The sequence below is a fragment of the Haloarcula montana genome (assembly GCF_035666295.1).
Taxonomy (GTDB): Archaea; Halobacteriota; Halobacteria; order Halobacteriales; family Haloarculaceae; genus Haloarcula; species Haloarcula montana.
The window spans coordinates 471,006-485,062 of record NZ_CP142027.1; the positions used below are offsets into that span (position 1 = coordinate 471,006).

The 14,057-nt window shown below is 66.5% G+C and carries 17 protein-coding genes; all 17 read right to left on the bottom strand.

Annotated elements, in window-relative coordinates; all coding sequences use genetic code 11:
* Window positions 1-76: 76 nt before the first annotated feature.
* Window positions 77-643: a DUF7344 domain-containing protein gene (locus tag VJ109_RS02510; protein ID WP_324758759.1), complete on the bottom strand. Its 567-nt coding sequence runs from the start codon at window positions 641-643 to the stop codon at window positions 77-79.
* A gap of 119 nt (window positions 644-762) precedes the next feature.
* The gene (locus VJ109_RS02515; RefSeq protein WP_324758760.1) at window positions 763-1,197 is read right to left on the bottom strand and encodes a type IV pilin N-terminal domain-containing protein; all 435 of its coding nucleotides are present in this window, start codon (window positions 1,195-1,197) and stop codon (window positions 763-765) included.
* Between the two features lie 119 nt (window positions 1,198-1,316).
* Window positions 1,317-3,116: a Na(+)/H(+) antiporter subunit D gene (locus tag VJ109_RS02520; RefSeq protein ID WP_324758762.1), complete on the bottom strand. Its 1,800-nt coding sequence runs from the start codon at window positions 3,114-3,116 to the stop codon at window positions 1,317-1,319.
* Window positions 3,116-4,807, bottom strand: coding sequence for a cation:proton antiporter (locus tag VJ109_RS02525; RefSeq protein WP_324758764.1), 1,692 nt, complete (start codon window positions 4,805-4,807; stop codon window positions 3,116-3,118). The genes VJ109_RS02520 and VJ109_RS02525 overlap by 1 nt, the downstream gene beginning before the upstream one ends.
* Window positions 4,804-6,285, bottom strand: a complete 1,482-nt coding sequence (locus VJ109_RS02530) for a monovalent cation/H+ antiporter subunit D family protein (protein ID WP_324758765.1) — start codon at window positions 6,283-6,285, stop codon at window positions 4,804-4,806. Before VJ109_RS02530 ends, VJ109_RS02525 begins: the two co-directional genes overlap by 4 nt.
* The gene (locus VJ109_RS02535) at window positions 6,278-6,649 is read right to left on the bottom strand and encodes a cation:proton antiporter subunit C (protein ID WP_324758766.1); all 372 of its coding nucleotides are present in this window, start codon (window positions 6,647-6,649) and stop codon (window positions 6,278-6,280) included. The genes VJ109_RS02530 and VJ109_RS02535 overlap by 8 nt, the downstream gene beginning before the upstream one ends.
* Complete coding sequence (locus VJ109_RS02540) at window positions 6,646-7,122, bottom strand: Na(+)/H(+) antiporter subunit B (protein WP_324758767.1); 477 nt, start codon at window positions 7,120-7,122, stop codon at window positions 6,646-6,648. The genes VJ109_RS02535 and VJ109_RS02540 overlap by 4 nt, the downstream gene beginning before the upstream one ends.
* Window positions 7,119-7,658, bottom strand: a complete 540-nt coding sequence (locus VJ109_RS02545) for a DUF4040 domain-containing protein (RefSeq protein ID WP_324758769.1) — start codon at window positions 7,656-7,658, stop codon at window positions 7,119-7,121. The genes VJ109_RS02540 and VJ109_RS02545 overlap by 4 nt, the downstream gene beginning before the upstream one ends.
* Window positions 7,655-7,975, bottom strand: coding sequence for a monovalent cation/H(+) antiporter subunit G (mnhG, locus tag VJ109_RS02550; protein WP_324758771.1), 321 nt, complete (start codon window positions 7,973-7,975; stop codon window positions 7,655-7,657). The genes VJ109_RS02545 and mnhG overlap by 4 nt, the downstream gene beginning before the upstream one ends.
* Window positions 7,972-8,247, bottom strand: a complete 276-nt coding sequence (locus VJ109_RS02555) for a cation:proton antiporter (protein ID WP_324758773.1) — start codon at window positions 8,245-8,247, stop codon at window positions 7,972-7,974. The genes mnhG and VJ109_RS02555 overlap by 4 nt, the downstream gene beginning before the upstream one ends.
* On the bottom strand, window positions 8,240-9,316 hold the full coding sequence (locus VJ109_RS02560; protein WP_324758775.1) for a monovalent cation/H+ antiporter subunit E: 1,077 nt from the start codon (window positions 9,314-9,316) through the stop codon (window positions 8,240-8,242). Before VJ109_RS02560 ends, VJ109_RS02555 begins: the two co-directional genes overlap by 8 nt.
* Window positions 9,317-9,421: 105 nt before the next feature.
* A complete protein-coding gene (gene coaBC / locus VJ109_RS02565) occupies window positions 9,422-10,579 on the bottom strand; it encodes a bifunctional phosphopantothenoylcysteine decarboxylase/phosphopantothenate--cysteine ligase CoaBC (RefSeq protein ID WP_324758776.1) in 1,158 nt (385 codons plus the stop codon).
* Between the two features lie 54 nt (window positions 10,580-10,633).
* A complete protein-coding gene (locus tag VJ109_RS02570) occupies window positions 10,634-11,206 on the bottom strand; it encodes a SprT-like domain-containing protein (protein ID WP_324758778.1) in 573 nt (190 codons plus the stop codon).
* Entirely contained in the window at window positions 11,207-11,974 is a 768-nt protein-coding gene (locus VJ109_RS02575) for a Nif3-like dinuclear metal center hexameric protein (protein ID WP_324758780.1), read from the bottom strand.
* Between the two features lie 35 nt (window positions 11,975-12,009).
* Window positions 12,010-12,819, bottom strand: a complete 810-nt coding sequence (locus VJ109_RS02580; protein ID WP_324758781.1) for a DUF8528 domain-containing protein — start codon at window positions 12,817-12,819, stop codon at window positions 12,010-12,012.
* Window positions 12,820-12,861: 42 nt separating this feature from the next.
* Window positions 12,862-13,662, bottom strand: coding sequence for an agmatinase (gene speB, locus VJ109_RS02585; protein ID WP_324758782.1), 801 nt, complete (start codon window positions 13,660-13,662; stop codon window positions 12,862-12,864).
* Between the two features lie 5 nt (window positions 13,663-13,667).
* Window positions 13,668-14,048, bottom strand: coding sequence for a translation initiation factor IF-5A (locus tag VJ109_RS02590; protein ID WP_324758783.1), 381 nt, complete (start codon window positions 14,046-14,048; stop codon window positions 13,668-13,670).
* Between the last annotated feature and the right edge of the window lie 9 nt (window positions 14,049-14,057).

Sequence of the window (14,057 nt, forward strand, 5' to 3'; positions counted from 1 at the left end):
GAGGATACTTATATCCAACTATAAAGAGAGAAATTTACACATAGAGTGTCGAATGTATCGTCGGCCTCGGATGGTGCTATTCCCGTTGGTTCGACATATACTCGCTGAGGGTCATCTCCTGACCGGCGTAGGTATGGTAGACGGACGAGAGAGCGAACACGACAGTGATCAACGTCGCCCAGACGAGCGGCGAGATGAGGGTGAACGGATAGACGCCGACCCAGAGGACGGCCACGATTGCGAGACTCACCGCACTCAGAGAGAGGTAGTATTCCCGCCAGGGGAACTCTCCTGCCGAAACGATCTCTAGGTAAACCGTTAGTTCCTGTGTCTGTGGGGTCGTCGAGATGAGATTGTCGTCACTGTCGTACTCGACGATCCCGGCCTCGTCCAGTCGGGGAAGATGTGTCTGCTGGAGCGTGGTGTAAACCCGTTTTCGCTGTGCGCTGGAGACATCTGTCGAGTCACAGTCGTACTCCATCGCCGCGACGTGGGAAGCCAGATCGCCGAGATCAACAGGGTCGCTGTGTTCCCGGAGATACTCGAGCGCATACCGTCGGCGCTCGTTCTGGAGAACTTCGAATATCTCGCCTTTCGAGAGCGAGTCGTCGGCGTCCCGGACCTGCATCGCTTGGTTGCTCATTTCTGTGTCTCCCCATCGCCATATCCCAATGCTCCCATCGTAGAAAGAAAATGGTGAGCGGACACTAATAACGATACGGTTGTTCCGCGCGGAAGACGGTTCCGCGAGTCAGGAACCGGTTATGCGTTCGGACCGGTCCACCGACCGAGCGTCGCGGAGTTGCCGCCGTCGTTGGATTGGTAGACGACACGAACCGTAGCGGAGTCACTCACGCCCGAGATAGGCCAACTGTTACCAGCTCTGACTTCGCTGCTTGAACCGACAGTACCGGACCACTGACCACCGTTACCGCCTGCACCACGAACGTACAGTTCGGTTTCTGAGATGGAGTCACCACCGTCGTGAGTGATTGTCAGTTCACCAGAGCCACCACCGGCTGCCTCGTAATCGAAGCTAAAGGTAGCCTGCGGCGCTGTATTACTAACCTGGTCACCGAGACCGAGGACGAACGTTGCGATAACTGCGGCGAGAATGACGGTGATCGCGACCATCAGGATGACCCCGATGACCGGCGAGACAGCGTCGTCGTCGTCGAATAGTTGTTGGAGTTTCATAGATTGTCGTTGTCCAACACGCCCAGGAGAACCGCACCAGCCACTCTCACAGGACGCGCTTACTCGGAAAATGGTATCACCGCATATAAATGTACAGGAGTCACTATCGGAATTGAGAATTACCCCAGTGCCAACAGCGCGAGAGCGACGAAAACGACGAGAACGAGGATGCTGAAACCGATTCCGGCACGAAGCGGTCGTCCGCTTTGCTCGGCTTCAGCCCGCCCCTCACGGAGATTCCGGAGCGATTCGTTCGGTTCTCTGACAATAGTTCCGAGGGCACTGGTTCCACGGACGACCGCCCGATCGGCCCCGGCGTAGAGTTCCGTCACCCCGACGACGAGCGCTCTCGTTCCGTAGAAGACGCCGGGGTTGTACAGCGAATCGACATCGGGGACGCGTCCGAGCCGTTTCAACGGTCGCTTTGTCACGGCAAAGCCGATCAGGCCAGCGACCGCCAGTGCGAAGCCTTCGACGAGATGGTCGGCAGTGTAGGTCGTATAGACGTGCGAGATCACGTCCCCGTCGGTCACGTCGAACGGGAGGATAGCGAACAGCGCGCTGTCGAAGACGCCATACGCGATACAGAGCGCGGCGACCGACAGCATCGCGACCGTCTGACCGCGGTTCGCGTCGGCCACGCTGCCGTCGTACTCCCCGTGGAAGAAGGCGTAGTAGCCGAACTTGATGAACGACATGAACGTGCCGACGCCACCGATGTAGAGGAGCCACTCCAGGGTCGTCAGCCCGCCGACGTACACCGGCCCGTGGACGAAGTCGTAGTGACTCCCCGCGATGACGATTCCCTTGCTCACGAAGCCGTTGAACCCGGGGAACCCGGCGATCGACAGCGCCGCCACCGTGAACGCGACGGCGGTAATGGGCATCTCGCGGGCGAGCCCGCCGAGTTTCTTCAGGCTCTCCTCGCCGGTCCGGTAGATGACGACGCCGGCGGTCATGAACAGCAGGCCCTTGTAGAGGATGTGGTTGAAGACGTGGGCGAACGCGCCGGCCTGGGAGAGCGCCGTCCCGATGCCGACGCCGGCGACCATGTAGCCGACCTGGGACTGGATGTGATAGGAGAGCAGGCGGCGCATGTCGTTCTGGAACAGCGCGAACGTGGCGCCGAAGACGGCCATCCCGCCGCCCATGTAGGCGATGGCCTCGTTGCCCGCGGGGAACGCCCGGTACATCCCGTAGACGCCGGTCTTGGTCGTGAACACACAGAGGAAGACGCTGGCGGCGATGTGTGGGCGCGGGTACGTGTCGGGCAGCCAGGCGTGGAGCCCGATGAACCCGACGTTGACCCCGATGCCGACGGCAGCGAGCGCCGCCGGGAGTCCTGGGACGATCCCGACAGTCTCGGGACCGCCGGGGATCGACCCGAACAGGAACGTGTCTTTCACGACGTAGGTCTGGAGGATCGCGGCCATCAACAGCGTCCCGCCGATCCCGTGTAGCAGTGCGTACCGGAAGCCGGCACGGACCGCCTTGCCGCCGTAGTGCCAGACGAGCAGCGTACTCGTGACGGCCATCAGTTCCCAGAAGAAGAGGAGCGTGAGCCAGTCACCGGCGAAGACGGCACCGAAACTCGTCGCGACGTACGAGAGCGCGAAGCCGGTCTGGACGCCCTCGGCCTCGCTGGCATAGGAGTACAGCACGGCGACGACGCCGATGAGTGCGAAGATCAGCCCCATCAGCCTGGAGAACTCGTCGACGTTGAACAACACCGCTCTGAATCCCAGGAACGTCGTCCGGAAATGTGCACCCGCCGGGACGAGCCAGACCCAGGCGACGGCCACGCCCGAGGCCAGCACACCCAGTGCGTGGCCGCTCCGGCGAGGCAGGAGCGCGACCAGGATCGCGACCGGGAGCAACACGGCGACCGGCGGAATAGCCGTCAACGCCGAGGTCGCCATCAAGCGACCACCCCTGGGAGGTTCCCGACGATAGTGGTGACGACCCTGAGGAACACCGCCTGGTTCGGGACGATCCCCAGCAGGAGCGACAGCGCCGCCGCGGTGAGGATCGGCCCGAGCATGAACCAGGTGCTCTCACCGCCGCGCCAGTTCCGGACGTCCCAGCCGCCTTCGGGCGGGCCACCGTGGTGTTCGACGTCCTCGTGGCGCTTCCCGAGGTGGTCGACGTGTTCGGGCTCCGGGACGCTCTCGTCACTGTGGTCTCCGTCGCCACCGTCAGTCCGGACAGCTGTGCCGCCAAGCCCGCGCTCGACGAGCGGTTTCTCGTCGTGTGCCTCGGGCGACTCGAAGAACGCCTGGTAGACGATCGGCCAGAAGTACGCGATGTTGAGCACCCCGGAGACAAGCAACACGGCGGCAAAGACCGTCCCGCCGCCATCCACAAAGACCGTCCCGCCGCCATCCAAAGCGCCGATAACGAGGTACCACTTGCTGACGAAGCCGGCGACGAAGGGGATGCCGGCCATCCCCGCGGCGGCGACGCCGAAAGCAGTCATCGTCAGCGGCATCCGCTTCCCGATCCCCGCCATATCGCTGATGTCGTCGGTGTGTGTCTCGACGTGGATCGCGCCCGCACAGAAGAACAGCGTGAGCTTCATGAACGCGTGAGCGGGGATGTGCAACAGGCCGCCGATCAGCGCGTCCCCCTCCAGTAGCGCCAGGCCCAACACGATATACGAGAGCTGGCTGATCGTCGAGTACGCCAGCCGGCGCTTGAGGTTGTCCTGACGCAGGGCGATGACACTCGCCGTCAGTAGCGTGAAGGCCGCGATCGCCGCCAGGGGCAGGTGCATCCCCAGGTCTCGGAGCACGTCGGGACCGAACACGTCCAGAACGACTCTGGCGACACCGAAGACGCCGCTCTTGACGACGGCGACGGCGTGAAGCAGTCCCGACACCGGCGTCGGCGCGACCATCGCGTCCGGGAGCCAGGAGTGGGCCGGCATCAGCGCCGCCTTTACCCCGAACCCGGCCGCGAGCAGCGCGAACGCGGCCCGGGCGAGCGTCGGGTCCGCAGTGGCCAGTTCCTCGATCCCGCCCGGCGCGAACGCCGTCGTCCCGGTCAGGAAGAAGACGAGGATCGTCCCGCCCAGGACGGCGACGCCACCGCCGAACGTATACGCGAGGTACTTCCGGCCGGCCCGCCGGGCCTCGTCGGTCTCGTCGTGGGTCACCAGCGGGTACGTCGAGACCGTCAGCAGTTCGTAGAAGACGAACAGCGTCACGAGGTTCGCGGCGAAGGCGACCCCGATCGCGGAGGCGAGACTCGCCGCGAAGGAGGCGAAGTACCGCGTCTGTGCGTGTTCGTCCAGCCCGCGCATGTAGCCGATGCTGTAGAAACTCGTGACGATCCACAGCAGACTCGCCAGCAGACCGAAGAGGATCGCGAGCGCGTCGACCCGGAGCGCGAGCGTGATCCCCGGGCCGAACTGGCCGATCGTGAGGGAGAACTGGTCGCCGGCCAGCACTGCCGGGACCATGCTCGCGACGATACCGAACTTCGCGAGCGCGACGGTGATCGTGACGCCCTCCCGGACGTTCGGCCGGTTCTTCAGCGAGAGGATCACCGGGATAGCCAGCGCCGAGACGAGTATTGCCAACAGGGGTCTGAGCGATGTAACGTCGGTCATGGGTTCAGTAGCGGCGGAAGCGTGTCGATCAGCGTCTGTTCCAGCGTCGGGACAGCGGCGGTCAGCGCCACCGCGAGGACGGCAGCCACGACGACGACGGCGAGCATCCCCGGCGAGACGGAGCGACCGCCATCGGCGACGGTCGGTTCGTCCTCGCGGATGGTCGGCTCGGCGAAGTAGAGCCGTTCGACCAGGCGCGCGAAGTACGCGAGCGTCAGCAGCGTACTCGCCAGCAGGACGACGACGACCGGCCAGAGTCCGGCCTCGACGGCGCCGACGACGATGTACCACTTGCCGACGAAACCGACCGCCGGCGGGACCCCGACCATCGCCAGCGCGAGGACGGCGAAGCCGCCGGCTCCGATCGGGGACCGCTCGGCCATCCCGGCGTAACCGTTGACCGCCGACGCGCCGGTGTCGCGCTCGATGATCCCCGTCGCGGCGAACAGTCCGCCCTTCATCACGGCGTGGCCCAGCAGGTGGACCGTCGCGCCGACGACCGCCGTCGGCGTCGCGATGGCGAAGCCGGCGACCACCAGGCCGAACTGTGACACCGAGGAGTACGCCAGCATCCGCTGGACGCTGTCCTGGGAGACGGCGAGCACGCTGCCGGCGACGATGCTCACCGAAGCCAGGCCGACGAGCGCCCAGCGTGCGGCCGGGACGGCCGTCAGGAAGTCGACGGTGAACACCGAGAACATGATCCGGGCGAGCGCGTAGGCCGACACGGTCGAGACCAGCGCCGAGATGAGCGCACTCACGGTGTCGGGCGCGTTGTCGTAGGCGTCGGGCTGCCAGGTGTGCAGGGGGAACAGCGCAACCTTCACGACGAGACCACCGATCATCAGGGCAAAGGCCGTGACGACCAGCGTCGAGTCGTAGCCGACCGCGGCGAGTTTGTCGGCGAGGTCGGCCATGTTGAGCGTCCCCGTCGCCGCCAGCGCGTAGCCGACGCCGAGCAGGTACAGCGACGCGCCGACGGTCCCGATGATGAGGTACTTCAGCGCGGCGACGGCCGCGCTGGCCTCGCGACCGCTGGCGACGAGCCCGTACGCGGCCAGCCCCGTGATCTCCAGGAAGACGTAGAGGTTGAACGCGTCGCCGGTGACAGTCATTCCGGAGAGGCCAGTCACCAACAGGAGATACTGGCTGTAGAAGGTGTTGGCGTGGGGGCCGGCCCGTCGTGCGTACGCGAGGAGCGCGAGCGCAACGAGACTGACGAGCAGGACGACGGCCGCCGAGAGCCCGTCGACGACGAGTTCGATCCCGTAGGGAGCGACGAACCCACCGAGGACGTAGGTGACGGTTCCCTCGGTGACGACCGTCGCGGCCAGCCAGACAGCCAGCGCGGCGTGAACCACGAGCGTCGCCGCCGCGACCGGCCAGCCGGCGCGGTCGGAGACGAGACTGGCGATCAGCGGGACGGCGCCGCCGACGATCGGGACGACGACCAGTAGCGCAGGAACGTGTTCAATCATAGTAGAGCTGTTTCAGCGTGTCTTCGTCCAGCGTCCCGTACTCCGAGTAGATGCGGATGATGAGCGCCAGCGCCACCGCGGTGAGGCTCACCCCGACGACGATAGCCGTCAGGATGAGCACGTGCGGGAGCGGGCTGACGTACGGGCCGGCGCCCTCCTCGACGACCGGCGGGTTCGCACCCGCCTGGTAGGCCAGCGTGATGAAAAACAGGAAGATACCCGTCTGGAAGATGTTCATCCCGATGACCTTCTTGACGAGGTTGGGTGACTCGACGAGCATGTACAGCCCGATCCCCAACAGCAGGACTACCGCGTAGTAGTTGTAGTGTGTCGCGAGCAGATCGAGTTGAAGCGGATCGATCATCGTTCACCCTCCCGTGGCTCGTCGGTCACGTGGCCAAAGCCCGCGGCAAGCAGGAAGAAGAGACCGATCGCCACGCTGGCGACGATCGCGCCGATCCCCAGTTCGACGAGTTCGATACCGTACTTGCTCGCCTTCTTGATGATGAACGTGTACTCGGTGTACTCCAGGAACGTTCCCCCGAGCGCGATCGATCCGAGCCCGATCGTGGCGAACGTGAGGACGCCGCCGGAGGCGAGCGCGGCGACGATACGGATGTCCACCCAGTCACGGGTCGACCCGATACCGTAGGCGAACGCGAGCATCATCACGACGGAGCCGGCGATGACCCCACCCTGGAACCCGCCGCCGGGCGAGTCCGCGCCGTGGAACATCACGAACAGCGCGAACGTCAACACGAACGGGGCGACGACGCGGACGGTGGTCATGATGATCGTACTCTCGACGTACAGTCCGGGTTCCTGATCGGCGCTCATGCGAACACCTCCTGTCTGAGGACCGACAGCGCGGCGATACCGGCGACGAAGACGACAACGGCCTCACCCAGCGTGTCGAACCCGCGGTAGGCCGCAAGCACGGCCGTCACGGCGTTGTGGACGCCGGTCTGGTCGTAGGCGTTCTCGATGTAGTACTGGGTCACCTCGCCGCCGGTGACCGGCGCCGTCGGGTCGCCGATAGCCGGCAGCGCCGGGACCGTCGCGGCCATCACGGCCACGAAGACTCCGACGCCGAGGACGGTCCTGACGCTGACGGGTTCGAACAGGCGGTCCTCGTCGGGTCGGACCGTGTTCGCCAGCGCGAGCAGGAACAGGATCGTCATGATGCCCGCGCCCACGGCCGCCTCGGTGAGCCCGACATCCGGCGCCTGCAAGACGAGCCAGATGATCGAGACGCCGAGGCTGTAGGCCGCGAAGGACATCACCGACGCCAGCACGTCCTTGAGCATGGCGGCGCCGACGGCACACGCCAGGACGAACCCGATCAGCGCGATCTCGACGGTCGTCGGCGTCATCGCTCCCCCTCCCGGTCGTCGGTCGTCCAGGGCTCGATCCCCTGGTCCTGTGCGGCCCGGGCGATAGCGTGGGCCGCCGTCGGGTTCGTCAGGAACATGAACACGAGCAGGAAGACGGCCTTGATCGTCGAGAGGTCGGTCTGTAACGCCAGCGCGACGGCGCCGATCGAGAGGACCGCCCCGAGCGTGTCACTCTTGGATGCCGCGTGTGCGCGTGTGTAGACATCCGGGAGCCGGATGATGCCGACGGCAGCCACGAGGCCGAAAAAGGCCCCGAGGACGCCCAACGCGACGGCCGCCCACTCGACGGGCGTCACAGTACGCCCCCCTGTTCGACGTTGAACTTCGAGAACGCGATCGAGAGCAGGAAGTTCAACAGCGCGTAGACGAGCGCCACGTCGAGGAACACCGGCTGGTCGAGTGCGGCTGCCACGAACGAGATCGCGATGACGGTGTTCGTCCCCGCGACGTTGACCGCGATGACCCGGTCGTGAGCCGTCGGTCCAACGAAGACACGGATCAGGGCGACGCCGGCGAAAACGACGAACGCGGCCGCAAGCGCAAGGAGCGCGGTTTCGAACTCAATCATCGCCGGTCACCTCCTCTGCCGGTGGATCGTCCGCCGGGCCGTCGTCGCCCCGTTCCCGCGGCGAGGCGATCGCGGCCGCTTCGCGGCCGTAGAAGACGAACCGGACGGCCCGTTCGAGCGCGCCGTCGAACAGGTCCTCGCGGGCGCTCCCAGTCAGCGAGTGGATGTCGAACGCGCGGTCCGTGACGCTGACGGTGAGCGTCCCCGGGGTGAGGGTGATGCTGTTTGCCAGCGTCGTCACCGCGGCGTCACCCCAGACGGCCGCGCGGAGCTGGACGACCTTCGGATCGATCGGGAGCGACGGGTGAAGTACCACGTAGGCGATCTGGAGGTTGGCGATGGCGATCTCCCACAGGAGGTACGGGATGTAGACGAGCAGACGGACGAGTTGGACGGGGAGTCGAGTCACGGAGGGCTGTCGACTGAACGTGACCGGGGCGAGCAGGGCCGTCACGATCGTCGCGGTGATCGCCCCGGTGAGGAAGTCGAGGGGCTTGTACGCGCTCAAGAGCAGATAGAACACGTACGAGGCACCAAACAGCGTGAGATACTTCGGGAGCGACGCGGCCCGGGCCAGCGCCGTCGGCCGTGTGCGCCGTTCGACCGGCGCACGTTCGATCTCGAACTCGCCACGCGAGAGTTCGACCTCCAGCGGGCGCAGCATCGGTGCCGCTCCGCCCGGGCGGTACTCCGGGTCGAGGACGATCCGATCGATTCCGTGTTCGGTCGCGTACTCCAGGAGGGCGTCGGCGTAGTCCCCGGGACTGAAGAGATAGCGGTCGGAACCCAGTACGTTCTCGGTGATTGTGAGCAAGTCGGGCGGTTCCGTGCCGAGGTCCTCCTGAACCCAGACGTCGACCCGGTCCAGCAGTTCCGTCGCTGCACCCAGTTCCGCCGGGGCGTCCGGATCGACCGATCGGGTGCTGGCGACGACGACGAAGTGGAGTTCGACCGGTCGTCCCTCGCCCGCGGTCGCCTGTGCCTGCTCGACTGCGTACGCGACGGTGTTGCGGACCGTCTCGGAGTCGGCGACCGGAACCAGCAGACGACGTGCGTCAGATTCGGTCACGATAGTTCCTTGAAAATCCTGGTTTTGTATGTCTGACGAGCGCTACTGTCGTTACCACCTTCGAGTTACGGGACACGCAAAACTATTTCGCAATCCACTGGACGATTACCCGAGGACGGCGGCCAGTTCGTCCGCAACCCGCGCCCCCAGGCCCGCCTTGTCGCCGGCGTACTCCGTCGCGCTGTCCCCGTCGACGAGCAGGGCTCTGGTCTCGGTCGCGCCCATCACGCTCGCGTCGTTGGCGACGACGAACGCCAGGTCGGCCCGGTCACGGAGCCCCCGGGCACGCTCGACGAGGGAGTCGTCGTCACCTTCAGTCTCGACTTTGAAGCCGACGATAGGGAGCGATGGGTGGTCCTCCCGCACCGTGTCGATGAGTTTCGGCGTCGGCGTCAGTTCCAGTGTCAGGTCCGACTGGCCGCTCCGGATCTTCTCGGGCGCCGTCTCGACGGTGTAATCCGAGATCGCCGCACTGGAGATCAGTGCGTCGGCCGTCCCGGCCAGCTCGGAGACGGCGGCAGTCATCTCGGCCGCGCTCTCGACGCGCTCGACGGTCGCGTAGGGAACCGACGGGCCGTCGTGGACGAGCGTCACGTCGGCACCGCGAACGTGACAGGCCCGTGCGACGGCACGGCCGGTCCGGCCCGAGGCACGGTTCGAGAGTGTGCGGACGGGGTCGATCGGTTCGGTCGTCGCGCCGGCGGTGACGACGACGTGGTGCCCCGCCAGCGGTCGGTCACCGACCGCACGAGCCACGCCCGTGACGATCGCCTCCTCGGTCGCGATCTTGGCTTTCCCCTCCTCGATTCGCGGGTCGACGAACGTGACTCCCCAGGACTCGACCCGGTCGATCGCGTCTATCACGCCCGGGTGGTCGTACATGGGTTCGTGCATCGCCGGCGCAACGACGACCGGGAGACCAGCGCCAAGGGCCGTCGTCGCACACGTCGTCACGGGCGTGTCGTCGACGGCAGCAGCGACCTTCCCGACGGTATTTGCGGTCGCCGGCGCGAGCAGGAGTACGTCTCCCCACCCCTCCCGCCCGCAGAGGGCGACGTGTTCGACCGCCCCCGTGATCTCGGTCACCACGTCGTTTTCGGTGGCGAACTCGACGGCCCAGGGGTGGACGATGCCGCCCGCGCTGTCGGTCATCACGGCCCGGACGCTGGCACCCTGCCGGCGGAGTTCGTGGGCGAGTTCGACCGTCTTCACGGCCGCGATAGAGCCCGAGACTCCGAGGACGACGTTGACTCCCTCAAGCATACGCCGTCGTTGGCACCCGCGGGGTAAAAGGTCACCCGGAGCGGGACGGGCCGGTCACTCCGGCCCGCGATCGAGGACGAGATCGGCACCACAGCAGTCCGATCGGTACCGCTCACGTTCGCGGACGAGTTTACACTCGCGGTAGCGCCGGGCGACGAGGCGGTCACACTCCCGACAGGTCAGGACGTACTTCGGGTCCGCGAAGGACGGGCAGTGAACGTCGGTGTCGAGGGCGGCGGCCCGCCGGCGGAACGCCGGGCCGTGATCGGTCGTCCCGTCACGCTGGTACTGCTCGACGTGGATCAGTTCGTGGCGGAGCGTCGCCTCCCACTCGGACCGGGCGAACGACTCGAAGGCCTCGCGGGTCAGCGACATCGTACACGGGAGCGGGCGGCCGTCGGCCCCGGGAACGCTGTCCCAGTCGTACGGGTCGCCGACGGTCGCCTCCGGGAGCGTCGGCCGTTTGACCGCGGCTGCCCGTCGTTTGGCCCGCGTCGAGACCGCCCACTCGACGAGGTCGAACCGGACGTCGACGCCCCGCTCCCGGCGGACCCTCCGGCAGTACTCACGGGACCAGGCGATCAACTCCTCGTCCGTGTCGACGGCGTCGTACTCCGGAGCGACCATCTACAGCCCGGTCGGACAGTCCAGGAACGTCGTCGTCGGTCCCCACTCCTCGATCAGCGCGGCCAGCGACCGGACGCCGAAGGTCTCAGTCGCGTAGTGGCCCGCCAACAGGACGTTGACCCCAGCCTCGCGGGCCTCGTGGTAGACCTGCTGTTTACCCTCGCCAGTGACGAGCAGGTCGGCGTCGGCCACGACGGCTTCGTCCAGCCAGTCGACGCCGCTGCCGGTGACGATGGCGATGTCCTCGACGCGGTCGGGGCCGAAATCGAGCAGTTGGACCGACTGGCCGCCGGTGTCAAGCGACGACTCCAGCGCCGCGGCGACGTCGTCGACGGAGCGGGGGTCGGCAAGGGTACCGGCCTGTCCGATATGCTCCGATCCCATCGAACCGAACGGGCGACGGTCGGTCAGTTCGAGCAGGTCCGCGACCCCGGCCGCGTTCCCGAGTTCCTGGTGGCCGTCCAGCGGGAGGTGGGCGACGTACAGCGCCAGGTCGTCCTCGATCAGCGGGGCGATCCGGTCGTAGTTTGTCCCGGTGACCCGCTCGATGCTCCCCCAGACGAGACCGTGATGGGTGACCAACAGGTCCGCGCCGGCCTCGCTTGCCCGTTCGATCGTCTCGACGGCGGCGTCGACGGCCACCGCGACGTGATCGACCGAGCGGTCGCCGGGGCCGACCTGGAGCCCGTTCGGGCTCGCGTCGACGTCGGCGTAGTCCTCGATAGCCAGTCGCTCGTCGAGTCGCGTTGCGATGTCGCCTGTGTCCATAGCCGGTGATTGCCCCGCCCGGCTGGTAGGTGTTCCTACTCCGGCGAGACGATCTTGCCGTCCCGCTCGTCGATCAGGTCCCGGTCGATGGCGGCGTCAACGATGGTGTCGAACTCGCCGGGCTGGATCTCGTAGGCGTTGACGGCGACGGCCTGTATCTCCGACCGGTCGACCGGGAGCTCCCGGTTCTGGAGAAGCCGCATCACCTTGTTGTACTCCAGGCGGGTCAGCCCCTGGCCGTCGTCGGCCCCCCCGTCGTCCGATTGCTCGCTCGCGTCGGTATCCGACGCCGTCGAGTCGGTCGGCGACTCCTCGGGCGACCCCTCCCGCTCCCGACTGGGCTCGGTCGACTGTCCGTTCTCGCTCGCTCGGTTCGGATCAGGTCCGTCGTCTGTCCCGTCCGTCGCGGTGTCCGTCCGCGTCTCGTCAATGGCCCCATCGTCATTTCCGGGAGCGGGTTCCGTTCCCGCGTTCGGATCGTCGTGGCTCCCAGTCGCAACTCGCGACTCGCTGTCGTCCTCGGTCTCGTTGGCGTCGCTGAGGTCCATCGGGTCCGGGGTCGGTTCCATGCCGGACTCGTCGAGCATCCCCGTCAGGTCCTCGTCCTCGGCGGCGCTGGGGAGTGTCTCTGCGTCACCCGTAACGCCGTCCTCGGGCGATCCTTCGCCGGCCGCCGCGACGACGGACTCGACGATGGTCGCGAGCTTTCGCCGGCAGGTCGGACAGAGCACGACGCTCTGGCCGTCAGTCCCGGCCGGCTGGAGCGCCCGGGGGACGACCGGGTACTCCGAGAGCGAGGCGTCCAGTGCCGTACCGCAGAAGTAACACGACGAGAGGCGGTCCATATCTCGGCATACGCCCCCGCGATCTTAAAACGGGGCGCAGTCTCACCCGTCCGCGTGCGCGAAGACGAACGTCCGGAGGAGTTTCGCGGCCAGCGTCGCAGCCTGGCCGTCGTCGCGGTCGTTGACCTCGACGACATCGAATCCGATCGCGTGTGGCGCCACCGCCCGCAGGACCTCGTGCATCGTCGACGGATCGAGCCCGAACGGTTCCGGTGTCCCCGTTCCCGGCGCGAACCCCGGATCGGCCGCGTCGATGTCCACCGAGAGGTAGGCCCGCTCGTCGTCCAGCGAGGGCGTCCAGTCGGGGACCTCCGCGGGCGGGACGACCGTCACGTCGCCCTCGGCTGCCCGGTCCCACTCGGCTTCACTACCGGTGCGGGCGCCGAGAATCACCGCCCGATCAGCACTCGCGAGCGCGTGGCGTGTGACCGTCGCGTGCGAGAGCGTGTCGCCGGCGTACGACTCCCGGAGGTCGAGGTGAGCGTCCAGACAGACGAACACGTCCGGGTCCAGCGCGCGGACGGCGGCGACGGTGACGGTGTGTTCGCCCCCCAGTAGGAGCGGGACGGCACCCTCGTCCGCGAGGTCACCCACCGTCCCTTCGAGGAAGGTGAGATACTCGTCGGTGTCGGCCGTCGGCCCGACATCGCCGTGGTCGTAGACGGCCAGGTCAGTGAACTGCTGACCGGTGTGGTGGTCGTAGTCGTCGAACTGCTCGGAGAACTCGCGGGTCCGGCGCGGACCGAACCGCGTCCCGGGCCGGAACGACGTCGAGACGTCGAGTGGCGCCCCGACGATCGCGTAGTCGGCGCGGGCGCGGTCGGCGTTCGCACCGGGAAACATCGGCGTTACGTGCGCGTGATCTTGCGCTGGTCCTCGTATTCGAGGTACTCGATCTCGTCATCGGGGCTGAGCTCGACATCGTCGGGCATCAGCATCGTGAACGTATCGTAGGTTTCGAGGTCCATGACCTGTGCGTCGGTGCCGTCGACCGAGACGACCTGTCCCTGCTTTCGGTTGATGATCGGGATCCAGACCTTCGCGTCGACCGGTTGGGACAGCGAGCGCTTCTTGCTGTCGAAGACGCCACGTGCGTCGATCCTGGCTTTCGCACTGCCGTGTTTGCCCGGCTTGGCCGTGCTGTATGAATCGATCTTACACGGCGTGTCCTCGATCATCACGTAGCTACCTTCGTCGAGTTCGCGAACTTCGGTCTGCTCTCTTGCCATACGGCCGGA

Excerpts from the sequence above, each read along its gene's own strand:
- VJ109_RS02510 (WP_324758759.1), bottom strand. The coding sequence starts at position 643 with ATGAGCAACCAAGCGATGCAGGTCCGGGACGCCGACGACTCGCTCTCG.
- VJ109_RS02515 (WP_324758760.1), bottom strand. The coding sequence starts at position 1,197 with ATGAAACTCCAACAACTATTCGACGACGACGACGCTGTCTCGCCGGTC.
- VJ109_RS02520 (WP_324758762.1), bottom strand. The coding sequence starts at position 3,116 with ATGGCGACCTCGGCGTTGACGGCTATTCCGCCGGTCGCCGTGTTGCTC.
- VJ109_RS02525 (WP_324758764.1), bottom strand. The coding sequence starts at position 4,807 with ATGACCGACGTTACATCGCTCAGACCCCTGTTGGCAATACTCGTCTCG.
- VJ109_RS02530 (WP_324758765.1), bottom strand. The coding sequence starts at position 6,285 with ATGATTGAACACGTTCCTGCGCTACTGGTCGTCGTCCCGATCGTCGGC.
- VJ109_RS02535 (WP_324758766.1), bottom strand. The coding sequence starts at position 6,649 with ATGATCGATCCGCTTCAACTCGATCTGCTCGCGACACACTACAACTAC.
- VJ109_RS02540 (WP_324758767.1), bottom strand. The coding sequence starts at position 7,122 with ATGAGCGCCGATCAGGAACCCGGACTGTACGTCGAGAGTACGATCATC.
- VJ109_RS02545 (WP_324758769.1), bottom strand. The coding sequence starts at position 7,658 with ATGACGCCGACGACCGTCGAGATCGCGCTGATCGGGTTCGTCCTGGCG.
- VJ109_RS02555 (WP_324758773.1), bottom strand. The coding sequence starts at position 8,247 with ATGATTGAGTTCGAAACCGCGCTCCTTGCGCTTGCGGCCGCGTTCGTC.
- coaBC (WP_324758776.1), bottom strand. The coding sequence starts at position 10,579 with ATGCTTGAGGGAGTCAACGTCGTCCTCGGAGTCTCGGGCTCTATCGCG.
- VJ109_RS02570 (WP_324758778.1), bottom strand. The coding sequence starts at position 11,206 with ATGGTCGCTCCGGAGTACGACGCCGTCGACACGGACGAGGAGTTGATC.
- VJ109_RS02575 (WP_324758780.1), bottom strand. The coding sequence starts at position 11,974 with ATGGACACAGGCGACATCGCAACGCGACTCGACGAGCGACTGGCTATC.
- VJ109_RS02580 (WP_324758781.1), bottom strand. The coding sequence starts at position 12,819 with ATGGACCGCCTCTCGTCGTGTTACTTCTGCGGTACGGCACTGGACGCC.
- speB (WP_324758782.1), bottom strand. The coding sequence starts at position 13,662 with ATGTTTCCCGGTGCGAACGCCGACCGCGCCCGCGCCGACTACGCGATC.
- VJ109_RS02590 (WP_324758783.1), bottom strand. The coding sequence starts at position 14,048 with ATGGCAAGAGAGCAGACCGAAGTTCGCGAACTCGACGAAGGTAGCTAC.